Annotated in this window: 15 protein-coding genes; 6 read left to right on the top strand and 9 right to left on the bottom strand. The window is 68.8% G+C overall.

The genetic code is table 11. The features are described from left to right. Nucleotides 1–78 precede the first annotated feature (78 nt). From AC1D2O_RS36765 to AC1D2O_RS36745, 5 genes are all read left to right on the top strand, one after another. A complete protein-coding gene (locus AC1D2O_RS36765) occupies nucleotides 79–1,050 on the top strand; it encodes an OmpA family protein (RefSeq protein WP_478158847.1) in 972 nt (323 codons plus the stop codon). 503 nt (nucleotides 1,051–1,553) lie between these two features. Then, nucleotides 1,554–2,153, top strand: a complete 600-nt coding sequence (locus AC1D2O_RS36760; protein WP_478158846.1) for a hypothetical protein — start codon at nucleotides 1,554–1,556, stop codon at nucleotides 2,151–2,153. 183 nt (nucleotides 2,154–2,336) lie between these two features. Further along, the gene (locus AC1D2O_RS36755; protein WP_478094122.1) at nucleotides 2,337–4,541 is read left to right on the top strand and encodes a type I secretion system permease/ATPase; all 2,205 of its coding nucleotides are present in this window, start codon (nucleotides 2,337–2,339) and stop codon (nucleotides 4,539–4,541) included. A gap of 35 nt (nucleotides 4,542–4,576) precedes the next feature. After that, complete coding sequence (locus AC1D2O_RS36750) at nucleotides 4,577–5,878, top strand: HlyD family type I secretion periplasmic adaptor subunit (protein WP_478158845.1); 1,302 nt, start codon at nucleotides 4,577–4,579, stop codon at nucleotides 5,876–5,878. Nucleotides 5,879–5,881: 3 nt separating this feature from the next. Next, on the top strand, nucleotides 5,882–7,498 hold the full coding sequence (locus tag AC1D2O_RS36745) for a TolC family protein (RefSeq protein ID WP_478158844.1): 1,617 nt from the start codon (nucleotides 5,882–5,884) through the stop codon (nucleotides 7,496–7,498). A gap of 28 nt (nucleotides 7,499–7,526) precedes the next feature. Here AC1D2O_RS36745 and AC1D2O_RS36740 read toward each other — a convergent pair whose 3' ends face one another. From AC1D2O_RS36740 to AC1D2O_RS36710, 7 genes are read right to left on the bottom strand one after another with little or no spacing between them, the layout of a single operon-like run. Next, nucleotides 7,527–8,213 (bottom strand): VOC family protein, encoded by a 687-nt coding sequence (locus AC1D2O_RS36740; protein ID WP_478091811.1) that lies wholly within the window; start codon nucleotides 8,211–8,213, stop codon nucleotides 7,527–7,529. A gap of 11 nt (nucleotides 8,214–8,224) precedes the next feature. After that, nucleotides 8,225–9,130, bottom strand: coding sequence for a PhzF family phenazine biosynthesis protein (locus AC1D2O_RS36735; protein ID WP_478091809.1), 906 nt, complete (start codon nucleotides 9,128–9,130; stop codon nucleotides 8,225–8,227). Nucleotides 9,131–9,135: 5 nt separating this feature from the next. Beyond that, nucleotides 9,136–9,777 (bottom strand): glutathione S-transferase family protein, encoded by a 642-nt coding sequence (locus tag AC1D2O_RS36730; RefSeq protein WP_478091808.1) that lies wholly within the window; start codon nucleotides 9,775–9,777, stop codon nucleotides 9,136–9,138. A 1-nt stretch (nucleotide 9,778) separates the two neighbouring features. Beyond that, complete coding sequence (locus tag AC1D2O_RS36725) at nucleotides 9,779–10,417, bottom strand: LysE family translocator (protein WP_478091806.1); 639 nt, start codon at nucleotides 10,415–10,417, stop codon at nucleotides 9,779–9,781. A 28-nt stretch (nucleotides 10,418–10,445) separates the two neighbouring features. Continuing rightward, a complete protein-coding gene (locus tag AC1D2O_RS36720; RefSeq protein ID WP_478091805.1) occupies nucleotides 10,446–11,660 on the bottom strand; it encodes an aminotransferase-like domain-containing protein in 1,215 nt (404 codons plus the stop codon). A 30-nt stretch (nucleotides 11,661–11,690) separates the two neighbouring features. Next, complete coding sequence (locus tag AC1D2O_RS36715) at nucleotides 11,691–12,617, bottom strand: DMT family transporter (RefSeq protein ID WP_478091804.1); 927 nt, start codon at nucleotides 12,615–12,617, stop codon at nucleotides 11,691–11,693. Next, entirely contained in the window at nucleotides 12,614–13,213 is a 600-nt protein-coding gene (locus AC1D2O_RS36710; RefSeq protein ID WP_478158843.1) for a LysE family translocator, read from the bottom strand. Before AC1D2O_RS36710 ends, AC1D2O_RS36715 begins: the two co-directional genes overlap by 4 nt. 103 nt (nucleotides 13,214–13,316) lie before the next feature. Here AC1D2O_RS36710 and AC1D2O_RS36705 point away from each other — a divergent pair, with 103 nt between their 5' ends. Further along, nucleotides 13,317–14,741 (top strand): aminotransferase-like domain-containing protein, encoded by a 1,425-nt coding sequence (locus AC1D2O_RS36705; RefSeq protein ID WP_478094068.1) that lies wholly within the window; start codon nucleotides 13,317–13,319, stop codon nucleotides 14,739–14,741. A 12-nt stretch (nucleotides 14,742–14,753) separates the two neighbouring features. On the opposite strand, the gene AC1D2O_RS36700 is transcribed toward AC1D2O_RS36705, so the two are convergent. Together AC1D2O_RS36700 and AC1D2O_RS36695 are read right to left on the bottom strand one after the other, a co-directional pair. Further along, the gene (locus AC1D2O_RS36700) at nucleotides 14,754–16,481 is read right to left on the bottom strand and encodes a phospholipase D family protein (RefSeq protein WP_478094067.1); all 1,728 of its coding nucleotides are present in this window, start codon (nucleotides 16,479–16,481) and stop codon (nucleotides 14,754–14,756) included. 82 nt (nucleotides 16,482–16,563) lie between these two features. Continuing rightward, nucleotides 16,564–16,869, bottom strand: a 306-nt coding sequence (locus AC1D2O_RS36695; protein ID WP_478158842.1) for an ABC transporter C-terminal domain-containing protein, incomplete at its 5' end; no start/stop codon positions are given.

Here is a 16,869-nt window from a genome sequence, read left to right as displayed (position 1 = left end):
CCACCGCAAGCGTCCTTCGGGACGTCCAATTTTCAACTATCCAAGCGATGCCTCCTGCCGAGGCATCGGGAGAGATTCATGCAATTGTCGATATTCAATTCCTCCAGTCGGCGCCTGCGTGCTCGCCGCGGCATCGTGGTTTCCGCGCTGCCGGCACTGTGCCTGGTGGCCGCGTCGGCCGCCTTCGCGCAGGCAGCGCCGAAGACGCTCAGCGATCGCGAAGGGCCGGGCTATCGGCCGGGACCCGCCGTGGCTTCCCAGTTGGCCCAGGTGGTCTACTTCAGGGGCGCAGCCGCTTCTTCTTCCGGCGGAGGTCGAGCGGCGGCGCACGTCTACGTGGACGGGGAGTTCCACACGGCGCTCATGCCGAACGGCTTTACGCGCTTCTGCGTCGCCAAGGGCACCCATGGGTTCGAAGCGTATATCGGTGATGCGCCCGCGTACGCCGGCAAGGCGAACCCGAAAACCCGAGGGCAGTTGGAAGGCGGAAAGACGTACTTCGTGGAGGTTTCGGAGCGCGGCATGGGTGAGCCCGTGCCGTTCAGCCGCGCTGACGCCGAGCGCTTGCTGGCGAACTCTCACGAGCAGCGTCGCTTCGTCAGCCGCGCGAGCACCGTGGTGCCGTGCGAGGACGCACCGCCCACAGCCGCCGCGCCGGAAAAGATCCGCTACACGCTGAACGCGGATGTCCTGTTCGGCTTTGGGAAAGGGGACTTTCAGGCGATCACCCCGCAGGGGCGCGCGGAGCTGAAGAAGGTCGCGGACCAGATTCGCGCGCAATCCCCGCAAAGCGTCAGCGGGGTCACGGTGCGAGGACATGCCGACGCCATCGGCTCTCTCGCGAGCAACCAGAGGCTTTCCGAGCAACGGGCGCGGACGGTCAGCCGCGTCCTGACCGAGGAAGGCATTTCTTCGAACCGCATCAGGGCCGAGGGCCTGGGCAGCAGCGAACCGGTCGTGTCCTGCACGACCGGCGGCTCCAGACAGGCGCGCATCGACTGCAACAGCCCCAATCGCCGCGTCGAAGTGAATGCCGAGGGCGAGAGGTAGGCGCTTGCCATCTTCGGACATTCCGGTGATTTACTGAGCAGAAGAAGGCGGTCGCAAGGCCGCCTTTTTGTTTGGCGCATTCAGCACCCGCGTACACGCCCAGCACCTGCGCGGACTTCATGCGCGTACGGCGGAGCCCTCGGACAGGCCAAGGATTCCATCTTAAGGATGCTTCCTTGGCGGAATGCGGCGCTTTCTCATTCCTTGTTTCAGCCGGATTTACTAAAGTTCCATTTCTCAAGTGGATCGCAGCCTGGGTGCCGAGATTGCCGCCGCATGGGGTGACGGCGAGTGACAAGAACACGCTTCAGTTCGCCTGGTTGCAGGTCGGATCGAATTCGCAGGTGACTCCTTTGGCGCGGCTTCTTGCCGCCCGGAACTTGCGACTCGAAAAAGCGTTTCGCTTCTTCTCGATTTTTCCAGCCTCGGCTCATGGGCGATGCCGCCCGAAAAGCTTCAACTCTCCAAGCGATCACCCTGAAGAAGGGTCATCGGACCAACTCATGCAATTCTCGAATTTCATTGCATTCAATCGACGCCTGTGCGCAAGCCGCGGCCCCGTCGCCGCGGCGATGGCCGCAGCCTGCCTGCTGGCAGCGCCGGCGGCCTTCGGTCAAGACGTCATGCCGCAGGCCTCGATCACTGCAGCGGCGCCGTATGCCCATGCGAAGCCGGGACCGGTGTACGAGGCCGTCCCCGCGGTGGCCGCCGACCTCGCCCAGGTGGTCTTCTTCAGGCCCGCGGCCGCGGGGCCTGCGGCCGCGGGCGGTGCGGCCCACGTCTATGTGGACGGCCAGCTCCATGCCGCACTGCTGCCCCATGGCTTCACGCGCCTGTGCCTGGACCCCGGCAGTCACACGCTGGAAGCCTATATCGGCGATGCCCCACTCTTTGCAGGCAAGTCGAATCCCGCGACGCGGGTCCACCTCGAGGGCCGAAAGACCTACTTCGTGGCGGTGTCGGAGGGCGGCGGTGACCCTCAACCCTATCGCCGTGCCGATGCCGAACGCCTCCTGGCAGGTGCCCATGAGCAGCGCTATGTCATCAGCCGTGCGAGCACGGTCGTGCACTGCCGGGAGGCGCCGGGCAGCCGCGTCGAGTGACGCCCGGGGCGACCTGGGCGGCCCCGATCGCTTCGTTTTTCAGATCTTGCAATGGTGATGCGCGCCGCCCGAGGGCGACCGCGCGGCCGCAGTGGAACAGGGCCCGTTGGCACGGACCCCTGGCAGCTTGCCAGCGGAAAAGCTCGACGGTGAGTTCCACACCGTCGCGAACAAGGAATTGATATGGCAGCAGTGATGAAGCAGGACGGCCCTGTGGAGGGGCAGCATGCGTCCCACGCGGAGGCAGGACAGGATACGTTGCTGGGGGCCGTGCATTGGTTGTGCGTCTACCATGGCCTGACGATCAGCGCGGCCGCCTTGCAGGCGGGATTGCCGCGCGACGCGAGACTGTCACCCACGCTTGCGGCGCGCGTGCTGGAACAGGCCGGCATCGGCGCGGGCTGGGTCAAGCGGGACGTCGGAGACCTGCTCTCCTATCTGCTGCCTGTGGCTTTGCTGCGCAAGGACGGCGGTGCTTGCGTGCTGGTCGCCCGTCATGGCAAGGGCAACGCCGCTTCCTATGACGTCGTGCTGCCGGAAGCGGGTGGCGGCAGCGTGCGCCTCAATGCCGGCGAGATGAACGAGCTCTACGCCGGGCATGCGTTGCTCGCCAAGCCGCAGCCGCGCCTGGACGATCGTGCCGGGCCGCAGGTGCAGGAGAGCGCAGGCCATTGGCTCTTCGCCACGCTCTGGCGCTATCGCCGCTACTACGCCAGCGCGGCGCTGGCGGCGCTGCTGATCAACGTCCTGACGCTGGCCAGCACCTTCTTCACGATGAACGTGTACGACCGGGTGGTACCGACCGGCGCCTACGTGACGCTGTGGTCGCTGGCCATCGGCGTCATCGTCGCGATGGTGTTCGAGTTCGCCGCGCGCCATGTACGCGCTCATCTGGTCGACGTGGCGGGAAAGAAGGCCGACCTGGTGCTCGGCTCCGCGTTGTTTCGCAAGGTGCTGGCGACGCGCATGGAGTTCAAGCCGCAATCGGCCGGTTCGTCCGCGAACCAGTTGCGCGAATTCGAGTCGGTGCGCGACTTCGTCACCTCGGCCACGATCTCGACGCTTTCCGACTTGCCGTTCTGCCTGCTGTTCGTTGCCATCATCGCCATGATCGGCGGGCCGCTCGCGCTGGTGCCGCTGCTCGCCATACCGGTCATCGTCATGATCAGTATCGCCATCCAGTGGCCGCTCGCGCGCAGCATGCAGGAGAACCTGCGCGAAGGCTCGCTCAAGCAGGGCCTGCTGATCGAGTCCATCGAAGGCATCGAGTCGCTCAAGGCGGCACGGGGCGAAGGCGTGATGCAGCAGAAGTGGGAGCAACTCAGTGCGTTGGCTGCGTCCAGCTCGATGAAATCCCGCGCGCTGTCCAGCATGGCCTTGAACCTCGTGACCTTGATCCAGCAGGTGCAGACGGTGGTGATCGTGGTGTGGGGCGTGTACCTGATCCACGCGGGCACGCTCAGCATGGGCGCGCTCTTCGGCACGGTGATCCTGGCCGGCCGCGCGACCGCGCCGCTGGCGGCCGTGGTCGGACTCGCGGTCCGCTACCAGCAGGCCAAGACGGCGCTGCGGTCGCTCAACCAGTTGATGGACCAGCCGGTCGACCGGGTGCCGGAGCGGCGCTATCTCGCCAAGCCCCATTTCGCGGGCCACGTCACGCTGAAGAAGATCAACTTCGCCTATCCGGCGCCGCCGATGCAGCCGTCGCCGCCGGTGCTGCAGGACATCAGCCTGGAGTTCAAGGCGGGCGAGCGCGTCGCGCTGCTGGGCAATATCGGTTGCGGCAAATCGACGCTGTTGCGCGTGATGGCGGCGCTGTACCAGCCGCGCAGCGGCCAGGTGCTGATGGACGGCATCGATGTCGGCCAGATCGACCCTGCCGACGTGCGTGCCGCCGTGGGCATGCTGGGCCAGGATGCCCGCCTCTTCTACGGCACGCTCAAGGACAACGTGACCATCGGCAATCCCGCGGCGACCACGGAGGAATTCCTGCGGGTGGCGCGGCTGACGGGCCTCGACGCCATCGCGGCGCGACATCCGCGCGGCTTCGACATGCCGATTGGCGAGGCGGGGCAAGGCCTGTCGGGCGGGCAGCGCCAGCTGGTGGCGCTGGCACGCTGCCTTCTGTTGCGCCCGCGCGTCTTGCTGATGGACGAGCCGACCAGCTCCATGGACTTGCAGACCGAGCACTACTTTCTCCGACGGATGGCGGTCGCCACCCAGGGCCAGACCGTGATCGTGGCGACCCACCGGCTCTCGGTGCTCGAACTCGTGGACCGCATCGTCGTGATGGATGGCGACGGCAGGGTGTTCGCGGACGGCCCCAAGGAGGCGGTGCTGGAGAGCTTGCGGGCCAAGGGGCCGAGCGATGACAAGGCCGCCGCTTGAACAGGACGACGACCGAGATTGGCGAAGGTGAAATCATGAAGAACAAGCAAGTACACCCGGCACCCGAAGTGAAGGCCGCCCCGCCGGCCGCGGTCCAGGGTGATCGCCGCCATGCTGCCGGCCCGACCGGACAGGCGCGCAAGGAAGATCTTGCATTCATGCAGGATCTCCGCGAGGCGATGCTGGTCCAGAAGACGCCGGGCAGCATGCTCGTGCTGTACCTGGTCGCCCTCATCCTCGTGGTGGCGCTGGTGTGGGCGCACTTCGCGAGGGTGGAGGAAATCACGCTGGGCGAAGGCCGCGTGATACCGGCCAGCCGCGAGCAGGTGATCCAGAGCCTGGAGGGCGGCATTCTGGAATCGATGAACGTGCACGAGGGCGACATCGTCGAGCGGGGCCAGATCCTGCTGGAGATCGACCCGACGCGCGCCGGCGCGTCCTACCGCGAGGGCGTATCCAAGGTCCTGGCGATGAAGGCCTCGATTGCCCGGCTTCGCGCCGAGGCTTACCAGGAGCCGCTGACTTTCCCCGACGATGTCAAGGCCGTGCCGTCGATCGTGAGCGACGAGACGCGTGCGTTCAATGCGCGCCGGCAAACGCTTTCGGCCAGCGTGCAGGCGCTGCAGCGAAGCCTGGAACTGGCCGAGCGCGAGGTCGGCCTGTCCGAGCCTCTGTCGGCGCGCGGCCTGATGTCGGAAGTCGAAATCCTGCGCATGAAGCGCCAGGCCAACGAGTTCCGGCTGCAGATCGCCGAGCGACAGAACAAGTTTCGGTCCGACGCCAACGCGGACCTGACACGCCTGGAGGGCGAACTGGCCCAGGCCAGGGAAAACGTCGGCGCGCGCGAGGACATCGTGAAGCGCACGACCATCCGGGCGCCGCTCAAGGGCACGGTCAAGAACATCCGCGTGACGACGATCGGCGGCGTGATCCAGCAGGGCGCCGACATCATGGAGATCGTGCCGCTGGAGGATCAGTTGCTGGTCGAGGCCAAGATCAAGCCGTCGGACGTGGCTTTCGTTCGCCCGAACTTGCCGGCCGTCGTGAAGATCTCGGCCTACGACTTTGCCATCTACGGGGGGCTGAAAGGCGAGGTCGAGCACATCAGTCCCGATACCTTGAAGGACGACGAGAAGGCGCGCCAGGGCCGTGCCGACGCCAACTACTATCGCCTGCTGGTGCGCACGGACAAGGCGTCCCTGAGTGCCGGCGGCAAGGACTTCCCGATCATTCCGGGCATGACCGCGACGGTGGAAATTCGTACCGGCGAGAAGACGATCCTCAGCTACCTGCTCAAGCCGGTGCTGAAAGCGCGTGAAGCCTTCAGGGAGAGATAGAAAATGACGACATCCCTGCAGTCAGGCGTCCGTGCGCATCATCCGCCCGGCGCACGCCGTGGGCTCGCGCGCGCCATGATCCTGTTGCCCTTGTGCCTGAGCGCCGAAGCGATGGCGCAGGTCTCCTCGCCGACGGCGCCGCGAGCACTTGAATGGAGCAGCTTTGCCTATGAGGCGCCGGTGGTCGGTGCGCCGAAGATTCCTGCCACCGTCTCCAAGCCACCTGCGCCGGCATCGGCTCCGATGCCGGCGCAGGAGAAGCAGTGGAGGGAGACCGCAGCCGTCCCCATCGCCGGCGGCAGCCAACAGCGGGAGAAAGGCGCGGCGCCGGCCGGCGAGGAGTCCGCCAAGCTTGCACGCGCCACGGCCGCCGGCGAACTCGAGCGCCAAGGCGGCGGCGCTCGCGGCTTCCTCGAGTCGATGGTGGCGAAGGCGCTCGCCTTGAGCCCTGACGTCCGTGAGGCGAGCGCCAAGTGGCAGGCCGCCGAGTTCGACATCGCCGAAGTCAAGGGACAGCGCTGGCCGCAGTTGCAGGTGGGCGTGGCGTCTCCCTCGGCGACTTTCGGCAGCGGCACGGACGACTCCGCCCGCAACGCGATCGGCAATGTCCAGCTCACGACGCCGGTGTATGACTGGGGCCGCCTGAGCCGCTCCATCGACAGCCGCACCGAGACATCGAAGGCGGTGCACGAGCAACTGTTGCAGGTGCGCCAGCAGGTCGCCTTCGACACCCTCAACGCTGTCATCGAGTTGCGGCGTGGCCGCCATGCGATGGCGCTCAGCAAGGCCTACGTGGATCGCATGACCGAGCTGGTCGAGATGCTCAGCGAGATCGTCAAGACCGACCGCGGTCGCGCCAGCGAACTGACTCAGGCCCGCGGGCGCCGCCTGCAGGCGATGGCCAGCCGCGACCTGGTGGCGGCCAAGCTGCGCGAGGTCGAGATCAGTCTGGTCAAGCTGGTCGGCGAGGAGGTGACGCTGCCGCCGGATCTGCAATGGGGCGGTGGTGTCGTGGACGTCCAGGAGGCCTTGTTGGCAGCGCCGGAGCATCCTGCCCTGCGTCAGGCACGGGCCGAGGCGAAGGCCGCCGACCTGTACGCTCAATCGGTGCGGGCTTCGAGGTTGCCGCAGCTGAACTGGGTGGTGTCGAAGACGACGCAGGAGGACAGCCTCGGCAAGAGCCAACCGTGGGCGACGGGACTCTCGATTCAGTGGAACGCCTTCCAGGGCGGATCGGCGAACGCTGCGGAGCGAGCGGCATTCGAGCGCGCCACCGCTGGCGAGGAAAAAGCCCTGGCAGCCACGCGCGACCTGGAATACCGCTTGCGCACGTCGGCCCAGCAACGCGATGCGGCGTTGAGCCGGGCGGTCGAATACACCGAGCTGATCAAGGACTCGGACCGCGTGCGGACCATTTTCTTCGAGCAGTGGTACCACCTCGGCAAGCGGACCTTGCTGGATGTGCTCATCGCCGAGAACGACCACTACAACAACCAGATCGCCCAGGTGACCAGCCGCTTCGACGGCGAGGCGGCCGACCTGCGCATCCGCGCGGATGCGGCGATTCTGCTGCCCTGGCTCTTTGGGACGGCCGATGGCGGGGTGCCCAAGTCGCGGTGAGTGCGAGCGACAGAACGCGCGCGCTCGCTCAGATCCCCCGGGATTCGAGCGTGACGGTACCGCGCGGCGAGTCGAGCACGGCGCGGATGTTCGGCGCGCCGGCGATCGGCGTCAGCCCAGCAAGGCCGATGGCGCCCAACGCGGCGTTGAGATCATCCGCCCGCGGATGCGTGAGGCCGAGCGAGCGCAGCGTGATGCCCGAGTCGGGCATGCTGTCGGTCGGGTGCACGGGCCCCCACTCGATCAGCGTGGGAAGCGTGCCATAGAACAGCCGCTGGCCGTCGTCGCGCACCGTGATCCGCCAGGACAGGCGTCCGGCCGGCGTGTCGCGCGAGGCCTCGAGCACCTGGCCGCGATCGATGCGCTGCCGACCCAGCGCCTGTACGGCGGCGCTGGCGTCGGCGACTTCGGCGACGAAATGCACGAGCCGCGGACCGTCCCGCGCGAGCGCGGCCTGCAGCACGGCATCATCGAGGTCGAACCAACGCCGCGTGGCGGCTGCGCGCCTGGGCGCGGCCCGGGGATCGATCGCGATGATCTCGAAGTAGGCGTGAGGAAAGGCCGCCGTCTCGACCTTCATCAGCCGGTTGTGTGTGCCCATCAGGGGATGCGCGCCGCCCGGCCCGGGCGTGACGCCGAAGCTCGCCTCGCACCAGCGCACGCCTTCGTCGAGACTGCGGGCCGCGATCACGAGGTGGTCGATGCGCGCACGCATGATGGATCGCCCTAGAGCGCCACGCTCCCGTCGATGCAGGTGACCGAATCGCCACCCACCCAGACCAGGCCGTCCGCATCGCGCGTGACATGGACGCGCCCTGCGCGCCCCAGGGTCTGGCCCTGCGCAGCGACGTAGTGTTGCGGCAGGTGGCCGTCGGCGATCAGCCACTGCGCCAGGCTGGCGTTGAAGCTGCCGGTGACCGGGTCCTCCTCGATTCCGACCGGGGCCGCGAAGGCGCGCACCTCGACGTCGGCGGGTGCTTCGTCGGAGCGCGCGAAGGCGCGCGCCTCGCGGTTCGAGCGTGCAATCAACTGGGGCGAATCGCCCGCGGTCGGGATGCCCGCGACACCCACCTTCTGGCCGAGCTCGCGCAGCGCGCGATGGTCGGGCTTGAGCGTGAGCACGGTGTCGGCGTCCTTCAGCAGCAGGCCCAGCCACACGGGGCCGTTGTCGAGCAACTGCGCCGCGACGATCTGCTGGGCCTTGAGACCGAGCGCCGCGGCGATCTTGGCCAGCAGTGTCGGGCTCGGCGCGCTGCGCCGCAGCGGCGGCGAGGAAAAGGCCAGCCGCTCGCCGTCGCGCCGGATCTGCACCAGGCCGACGCCGCACTGCTGGACGATGCGCCCGGCCGCCTTCGGCTTTCCGCCGGCCTGCAGCCAGGCATGGCAGCTTCCGAGCGTGGGGTGGCCGGCGAACGGCAGCTCGCCGCCGGGCGTGAAGATGCGCACGCGGTAGTCGGCCGTCGGCTCGGTGGGCGGCAGCAGGAAGGTGGTTTCCGACAGTTGCGTCCAGGCGGCGAAGCGCTGCATCGCGGCATCGTCGAGACCGGTGCCATCGAGCACGACCGCGAGGGCATTGCCGAAGTAGGGCGTCGACGTGAAGACATCGACTTGCTTGAAGGGGCGGGCTGTCATTGGTTTCATTCGAGAGCGAGGTCGAGCACCCCGCGCGCGCCTGCACGGCTGCGCAGGTCGGCGAACCAGCGCTCGACATGCGGCCAGGCGGGGCGCGTGTATTCCGTCAGCGGCAGGCCGAACCACCGGTGGGCCTCGCAGCCGAGCGGGATGTCGGCCATGGTGAAGGCGTCGCCAAGCATGAAGGCGCGGGTGGCGAGGTGGGCATCGAGCAGGGCGAACAGCGGCTCGGTGGCGTGCACCGAATAGGCGATCACCTCGGACTGGCGCTGCTCGGGCGGCGTGCGGACCCATTGCTTGAAGGCGCCGCCGCTCACCGGGTTCAGCGTCGTCTGCTGCCAGTCCATCCAGCGTTCGGCATCGAAGCGTTCGGCCAGTTTCTCGGGATAGAACTTGCCCATCGAATGCTTGGCGCAGAGGTAGCGCACGATGACGTTCGACTCCCAGAGCGTCACGCGCTCGTCGCCGTCGCCGTCGTCGATGGCCGGGACCATCGCATTCGGATTGAGCTGCAGGTAGTCGGGCGTCTGGACCACACCGAACCGGCCGCCGGCCTCGGTGCGCTGGAAGTCCAGGCCGAGTTCCTGGGCGCACCACACCACCTTGCGAACGTTGATGGAGCTGATGCGCCCCCAGATGTTGAGCATGTCAGAGTCCCTTCGAGGGGCGATCGATCAAGATAAGTCTTACGGCCAGGCCGAACATCACCGTCGCGAGCAGGCCGCGCTGAAAACCCGCGGCACCGCGCCGGCGCTGCAGCCAGCGGCCGATCTGGCCGCTGCATGCACCCAGCACGGTGTTGAAGACGAGGCCAGCCAGCGACAGCGTGATGCCGAGCAGCATCAACTGTAGCGGCACGCTGCCGCGCGAGGGAGCGACGAACTGGGGCAGGAACACCATGAAGAACAGCAGCGCCTTCGGATTCACCAGGTTGTTGAGCCAGGCCATGCGCACCACGCGGGTGAAATCCGCGGCGTCGGCGCGGGCCTGCAGGCGGGCGTCGCCGGAGCGCAGCGCCTGCCAGGCCAGCCACAGCAGATAGAGCGCGCCGGCGTAGCGCAGCAGATCGAAGGAGGGCGGCCATGCGGCCACCAGCGCCGTGATGCCGGTCGCGGCGCACAGCGTGTGCACGAGATCGGCCGCGGCGATGCCGAGGCCGGCGGCGAAGCCCGCGCGCGGCCCCAAGGCGACACCGTGCGACAGCACGAAGGCCATGTTCGGCCCGGGCGAAAGGAACAGGGCCAGCACGGCCAGCAGGAACAGCAGCAGCGTGTGGCCGTCGATCATGGGGGCGTCTGGTACCGGCGAACCTGGCTCAGAGAGGACTCGCGGCCAGCTGGCGCTGGACCTCGGCAGCGGCGTTGTGCGCCATCTGCTCGCGCACGACTTCGGCCAGCGCGGCGATCGCGGTGTCGATCTCGTCGACGCTGGCCGTCACGAAGGACAGCCGCAGCGTGCGCGGATCACCCGCGCCCGCATAGAACGGCGCGCCCGGCACGAAGGCCACGCCGCGCTCCACCGCCTTGGGCAGCAGCGCGACCGTGTCCACGCCTTCGGGCAGGCGGACCCACAGGAACATGCCGCCGGAAGGCTTGGCGAACTCGACCTTGAGCCCCTTCATCTCGCGCGTCAGCGCGGCCAGCATCGCTTCGCACTGGCGCTTGTAGAGCGCGCGGATGGTCGGCACGTGACGGGACAGGAAGCCGTCCCTCATGACCGCGTGCACCATGCGCTGGGTGAAGATCGGCGTGTGCAGGTCGACCGCCTGCTTGGCTTGCAGCAGCTTGGGGAAGACGGCCTTGGGGGCCACCATGAAGCCCAGCCGCAAGCCCGGTGCGAGCACCTTCGAGAACGAGCCGAGGTAGATGCAGCCCTCGGGGTTGCGCGCGGTGAGCGGCGGTGCCGGTGGCTCGTCGAACCACAGTTCGCCGTAGGGGTTGTCCTCGATGATCGGCAGGCCGGCCGCGGCCGCCGCGGCCGACACCGCGGCGCGGCGCTCCTCGGTCATGGTGCGGCCGGTCGGATTCTGGAAATTGGGCAGCAGGTAGATGAAGCGCGCATCGGCGGCCTTGGCGACCAGGTCGGCGACGATGACGCCTTCGCTGTCGCTGGCCACGCTGACCGGCTCGGGCTCCATCGGCGCGAAGGCCTGCAGCGCGCCGAGGTAGGTCGGCGTCTCGACCAGCACGCGGCTGCCCGGATCGAGCAGCACCTTGGCGACCAGGTCCAGACCCTGCTGCGAGCCGGTGGTGATCAGTACCTGGGCCGGGTCGACCGGCCAGGGCAGCATCGCCGCCACCGCTTCGCGCAGCGGGCCGTAGCCTTCGCTGGCGGCGTACTGCAGCGCGGCCGGGCCGTCGTTGCGCAGCACGTCGGCGCAGGCTTCGGCGAAGGCGCTGATCGGAAAGGTCTTGGGCGAGGGCAGGCCGCCGGCCAGGCTGATGATGCCGGGACGCTCGGTGACCTTGAGGATTTCACGAAGCACCGAAGGATTCATCTTTTCGGCGCGGGCGGCGAGTTTCCATTTCATGACGGGTTCCTTGAGGATCTGTGCGGGTGTCTATCGGGTGGCCGTCGCGACGACGACCGGGAGGCGCGGCTGGGAGAGTTTCTTGCCCAGGACCACGGTGGCAACCACGGCCGCCGCGAAGCCGAGCGTGACGATGTCGAGGGGCTCGCCGAGCAACGGTACCGCAGCCAGGATCGAAAGAAAAGGCTGCAGCAGCTGGGTCTGGCTCACGCGCAGCGCGCCGCCCATCGCGAGACCGCGATACCAGGCGAAGAACCCGATCCACATCGAGAACACGCCGACATAGACGAAGCCGACCCAGGCCGAGGCGGCGACCGGCTGCTGCGGCCAGAGCCACAACGTGCCCGGCAGCGTGACCGGCAGCGCCAGCACGCAGACCCAGCAGATCACCCGCTCGGCGCCGAGCGCCGGCGTGACCTGCGCGCCATAGATGTAGCCCAGCGAGGCCGCGAAGACGGCGCCCACCAGCAGCACGTCGGCCCATTCGAAACCGAAGCCGCCCCGGCTGTCGGCGCGCAGCAGCGAAAACGCGATGACCAGCAGGCTGCCGGCGACGGCGCAGAGCCAGAAGCCCAGGCGCGCCCGCTGGTGCAGCACCCAGGCCGCGCAGGCCGCGGTCACCAGGGGCAGCAGCGCGGTGATCACCGCGGCGTGGCTGGCGGTGACCACGCGCAGCGCGTAGGCCAGCAGCAAGGGGTAACCGACCGCGTTGCCGAGCACGGCCATGCCCAGCGGCCTCCAGTGCCGGCGCTGCGGCCTCGGCGAGCGCGTGGCGAGCAGGAAGGCCATCGACAGCACGCCGGCCAGCGCCGCCCGCCCGAGCGTGACGAACCAGGGCGACAGCTGCGGCGCGGCCTGCGTTCCGGTGGCCAGCCGGGTCATCGGCAGCGTGACCGCGAAGAAGGCGACGCCGAGCACGCCGAGCCACATGCCGAGGGTCTCGTCCTTGATCTTCATACGCCCACCATCCACCAGGCGGTGAGCGCCAGCACGGCCGCCATGGCGCGGTTGAACCACAGCAGGCGCCGGCCCTGGGCGAGCCAGTTGCGCAGCAGCGCGCCGGCCAGGGCATAGGCGAAGTTGCTCGCGAAGGCATAGACCAGCATCACGGGCGCGACGATTGCGAAACGCCGCAACGCATCGGGTTGGCCGGCGATCCAGCCCGCCACCAGCGTCAGCGCCAGCAGCCAGGCCTTGATGTTGAGGAACTGCAGCATCACGCCCTGCCGAAAGCCGACCCGCAGCTGCGCGCCGTCGGCCTGGCCGAGCGAGCCGCTGCCGCTGAGCTTCCAGGCCAGCCAGAGCAGGTAGGCGATGCCGAGCGCCTTGATGACCCCGCGCAGCGAGGGCGCCGCGACCACCAGCGCGCCGACGCCGGCCGCGCACAGCGCGAGCAGCAGGCTCCAGCCGACCGGCACGGCCCACACGAAGCGCATGGCGTGCGGCAGGCCGCCGTTGGCAGCGAGTGCGGTCGACAGCGTGGTATTGGGACCCGGCGAGAAACTCATCGCCGTGGCCAACACCAGCAGCGCAGTGAATTCTTGCCAGTTCATGGGACACACTTTAAACTGATGACCATTACAGTACCGGTACAGAATGTCGAACATGGGGCGTGTCTGTATCGGTCCGTGCATCGACACAGAAACCCCGGCGCGCATGCTGACACGAACTTCCACCCAATCGCTGACGGCGCAACTTGCCGACCGATTCGCCGAGCGCATCCGCGACCGCCTGCTGGCGCCGGGCGCGCGCCTGCCTTCGGTGCGCGAGTGCGCGCGCCAGCAGGGCGTGAGCCCGCATACGGTGGTCGCGGCCTATGACCAATTGCTCGCCCAGGGCCTGGTCGAGGCACGTCGCCAACGAGGCTTCTATGTGCGCGACTCGGGCGCGGCCGGCGCCCCGGAGCCTGCGAGCACGCGTTCGGCACCGGCCCAGGCGCCCGTGCAACTCGTGGCGGCCGATGCCAGCACCCTGATCCGGGGCATGTTCCATCGGCCGAGCGACAAGCCCCAGCCCGGCATGGGCGTCTTCCCGCCCGACTGGCTGGAGTCGACCTTCATGCCGGCGGCGGTGCGCCGCGTCACCGGCACCAAGGCATTGCAGGAATTCTCGCTGCAGTACGGCGAGCCGGCCGGGGACGGCGGCCTGCGCCGCAGCCTGTCCGGCAAGCTGGCCAGCATCAACGTCCCGGCCGCACCGGACCAGATCGTGACCACGATCGGCGCCACCCACGCGCTCGACATCGTGAGCCGCACCCTGCTGCGGGCCGGCGACCCCGTGATGGTCGAGGAGCCGGGCTGGGCGCTCGAGTTCGCGCGGCTCGAGGCGCTCGGGATGCGCATCCTGCCGGTGCCGCGCAAGGCCGACGGCCCCGACCTGGAGGTGATGGAGCGCTACTGCACCGCCGGCGAGGGCCTCAAGCCCAAGCTGTTCGTGAGCGTGAGCGTGCTGCACAACCCGACCGGCTACAGCCTCACGCCGGGCAGCGCGCATCGCGTGCTGCAGCTCGCCAACCGGCATGACTTCCATATCGTCGAGGACGACACCTACAGCCATCTCGCGCCCGAGCATGCAACCCGGCTCAGCGCGCTCGACGGCCTGCAGCGCACCATCTACGTCAGCGGCTTCGCCAAGATCCTGGCGCCCAACTGGCGCATCGGCTTCCTCGCGGCCTCGCCGGCGCTGGTCGGCCGCCTGCTCGAGACCAAGCTGCTCGCGACCCTGACCTCGCCCGCGCTGTTCGAGCGCGCGCTCGCCTGGTGCATCGACCAGGGGCAGCTGCGCCGGCATGCGGATCGGGTCCGCGTCAGGCTCGATGGCGCGCGCGGCCGCACCGTCAAGCTCGCATTGGCTGCCGGCTGCACGCTGGCCTCGGAGCCGGCCGGACTGTTCGGCTGGGTCGACACCGGCGTCGACACCGACGCGCTGACCCAGCGCATGCTCGACGAGGGCTACCTGCTGGCACCGGGCTCGCTGTTCCATGCCAGGCGGCCGCCGACCACGCTGATGCGAATCAACTTCGCCACCGCGCAGGACGCGACCTTCTGGAAGGTGTTCGCGCGGGTCAGGGACAAGATCTGACGCGCTGCGGCTTCAGAGCAGCTTGTCGGGCGCCAGCGGGCCGAACAGCCTGAGCAGCAGCCGCAGGCCGGCGCTGGTGTCGGGCTCGGTGGTGGCGTCTTCGAGCTGGCTGCCTTCGGGCGCGCGCCAGACCAGATGGCCCTCGTTCAGCTCGACATGCCAGGCGCCTTCGCGCAGCGCCGCTTCGATCCGGTCGGCGGCGATGCCCGAGAGCGCATCGCTGCGCACCAGCACGGCGATCTCGGTGTTCTGCCACTGCGATCGCAGGTCGAGGTTCATCGATCCGACCACCAGGAACCGGCGGTCCATCACCAGCACCTTCGAATGCAGCATCGAGCGAGACTCGCCGGCAAGGTTGCTGCCCGAGTCGCCGAAGGCGCTGCCCAGGCCGGCCTGTTCGCTTCGCAACTCGTAGAGCTCGACGCCCATGGCGAGCAATGCCTCGCGGTGCCGCGCATAGCCCACGTGGGCCACGGGGGCGTCGTTCGAGGCCAGCGAATTCGTCAGGACCCGAACCCGGACACCGCGCGCCCGGGCCGCGGCGAAGGCCTGCTTCATGTCGGGCCCCGGCACGAAATAGGGCGAGATGACCAACAGGTCGCGTCGTGCCTGCCCGATCCATTGCAGCAGCCCCTCGACCACCGTGTCGCCGGTGGCTGCCGCGTTGGCCGCCGCGTCGAGCGTGCCGGCGCCCGACGCGCGTCGAGCGCGACCGGCGCGCTGCGTCACGGTCAGCCCCGGGTCCTTGACCGTGCCGGCATCGGGGCTCCCGCCGTCAGGCGCAATCTTGGCCGGCTTGTCCGCCAGCACGACGGCCGGTGCCCAGACGAGCGCCGCGGCACCCAGGTCCATCGGCTTTTCGTCCCAGGCGCGCGCGCGCGGTTCGCCTTCGGGCGCAGATGAGGTCCCGTACGTGGCCTGCCGATCCTGCTTCCCCGCGCCGGCGGCGCCCGCCTGGTCGCGGATCCTGTCGAGTTCCTTCGGCGTCACCAGCGACTGCACCGGGTAGGCGCGATCGCTGTTCCAGTAGGTGTCGAAGCTGCGCGAGAGATCCTGCACGAGCGGCCCTGCCACCAGCAGGTCGAGATCGATGAAATTGCTCCTGCTGTCCTTGCCGAAGTAGGCGTCCCCCAGGTTGCGCCCGCCGGACACGGCCATCGCGTTGTCGGCGATGAACAGCTTGTTGTGCATGCGCTGCTGCAGGCGCGATGCGTCGTCGAGCGCGTTGAAGGCCCGGCCCAGGGTCGACCCGCGGGCCCCCGCGAGCGGATTGAACATCCGCATCTCGACATTGGGCACGAAGGCCATGCGCATCACCAGGGCGTCGCGTCCTGTGCTGTGGAGGTCGTCGAGCAGGATCCGCACGCGCACGCCGCGTCCTGCGGCGTCACGCACGGCGGCGAGCAGGCGGGCGGTGCTGGCGTCGGCATGGATCGCGTAGTACTGGAGATCCAGCGTCTTCTGCGCCGCTTCGGCCAGCGCCAGCCTGCTGCCGTAGGCGGCCTGCGGGCCGTCGAGCAGCAGGAAGCCGGACTCGAAGCGCGCGCTGGCGGCCTGGCGGCGTTGCCGCACGAGATCGGCGAGTGGCGTGCCCGCGGGAGAGTCCAGCGCCGAGGAGGCCGGCCGCTCGACATTCGCAGGCAGTTCCGCGCAGGCGCCCAGGCACAGGGCGAAGGCCAGCACCCCACCGAGGCGGCGCAGCAGGGCCGTAGGTCGCCCGCGGGCGTGAGGGGAGGCCATGCGGCGAGGGAGAGGCCCGGACAGCGGCATATATATAGATATAGCGCGCCGTGGACTTGCCCCACGTCAGACAAGAACCCCGTTAGCGCGCGGCCCCCAGCGCTTCCCAGCGCTCCAGCGCGGCCATCAGCTCGTCGTCGATGCGGGCATGGCGCTCGCCGAGCTCAGCCGCCCGGGAGGCGTCGCTCGCGTAGATGGCGCCGCCGTCGAGCTCGAGCGCTTCCGTGATCCGCTTCTGTTCTTCTTCCAGCTCGGCGATTTGTGCCGGCAGGGTTTCGAGTTCGCGCTGCTCCTTGTAGCTGAGCTTCTTGCGGGCCGCGGCGGGCTTGGCGGCGCCGGCCGCGGGGGCGGCGGGTGCCGGTGCCGGTGCCGGTGCGGCCGCCGGCGG

This window comes from Variovorax sp. P1_G12 (genome assembly GCF_056405555.1).
This window is presented reverse-complemented; position numbering and strand designations above follow the sequence as displayed.

Excerpts from the sequence above, each read along its gene's own strand:
- AC1D2O_RS36710 (WP_478158843.1), bottom strand. The coding sequence starts at position 13,213 with ATGAACTGGCAAGAATTCACTGCGCTGCTGGTGTTGGCCACGGCGATG.
- AC1D2O_RS36730 (WP_478091808.1), bottom strand. The coding sequence starts at position 9,777 with ATGCTCAACATCTGGGGGCGCATCAGCTCCATCAACGTTCGCAAGGTG.
- AC1D2O_RS36745 (WP_478158844.1), top strand. The coding sequence starts at position 5,882 with ATGACGACATCCCTGCAGTCAGGCGTCCGTGCGCATCATCCGCCCGGC.
- AC1D2O_RS36720 (WP_478091805.1), bottom strand. The coding sequence starts at position 11,660 with ATGAAATGGAAACTCGCCGCCCGCGCCGAAAAGATGAATCCTTCGGTG.
- AC1D2O_RS36760 (WP_478158846.1), top strand. The coding sequence starts at position 1,554 with ATGCAATTCTCGAATTTCATTGCATTCAATCGACGCCTGTGCGCAAGC.
- AC1D2O_RS36705 (WP_478094068.1), top strand. The coding sequence starts at position 13,317 with ATGCTGACACGAACTTCCACCCAATCGCTGACGGCGCAACTTGCCGAC.
- AC1D2O_RS36765 (WP_478158847.1), top strand. The coding sequence starts at position 79 with ATGCAATTGTCGATATTCAATTCCTCCAGTCGGCGCCTGCGTGCTCGC.
- AC1D2O_RS36725 (WP_478091806.1), bottom strand. The coding sequence starts at position 10,417 with ATGATCGACGGCCACACGCTGCTGCTGTTCCTGCTGGCCGTGCTGGCC.
- AC1D2O_RS36715 (WP_478091804.1), bottom strand. The coding sequence starts at position 12,617 with ATGAAGATCAAGGACGAGACCCTCGGCATGTGGCTCGGCGTGCTCGGC.
- AC1D2O_RS36700 (WP_478094067.1), bottom strand. The coding sequence starts at position 16,481 with ATGGCCTCCCCTCACGCCCGCGGGCGACCTACGGCCCTGCTGCGCCGC.
- AC1D2O_RS36735 (WP_478091809.1), bottom strand. The coding sequence starts at position 9,130 with ATGACAGCCCGCCCCTTCAAGCAAGTCGATGTCTTCACGTCGACGCCC.
- AC1D2O_RS36755 (WP_478094122.1), top strand. The coding sequence starts at position 2,337 with ATGGCAGCAGTGATGAAGCAGGACGGCCCTGTGGAGGGGCAGCATGCG.
- AC1D2O_RS36750 (WP_478158845.1), top strand. The coding sequence starts at position 4,577 with ATGAAGAACAAGCAAGTACACCCGGCACCCGAAGTGAAGGCCGCCCCG.
- AC1D2O_RS36740 (WP_478091811.1), bottom strand. The coding sequence starts at position 8,213 with ATGCGTGCGCGCATCGACCACCTCGTGATCGCGGCCCGCAGTCTCGAC.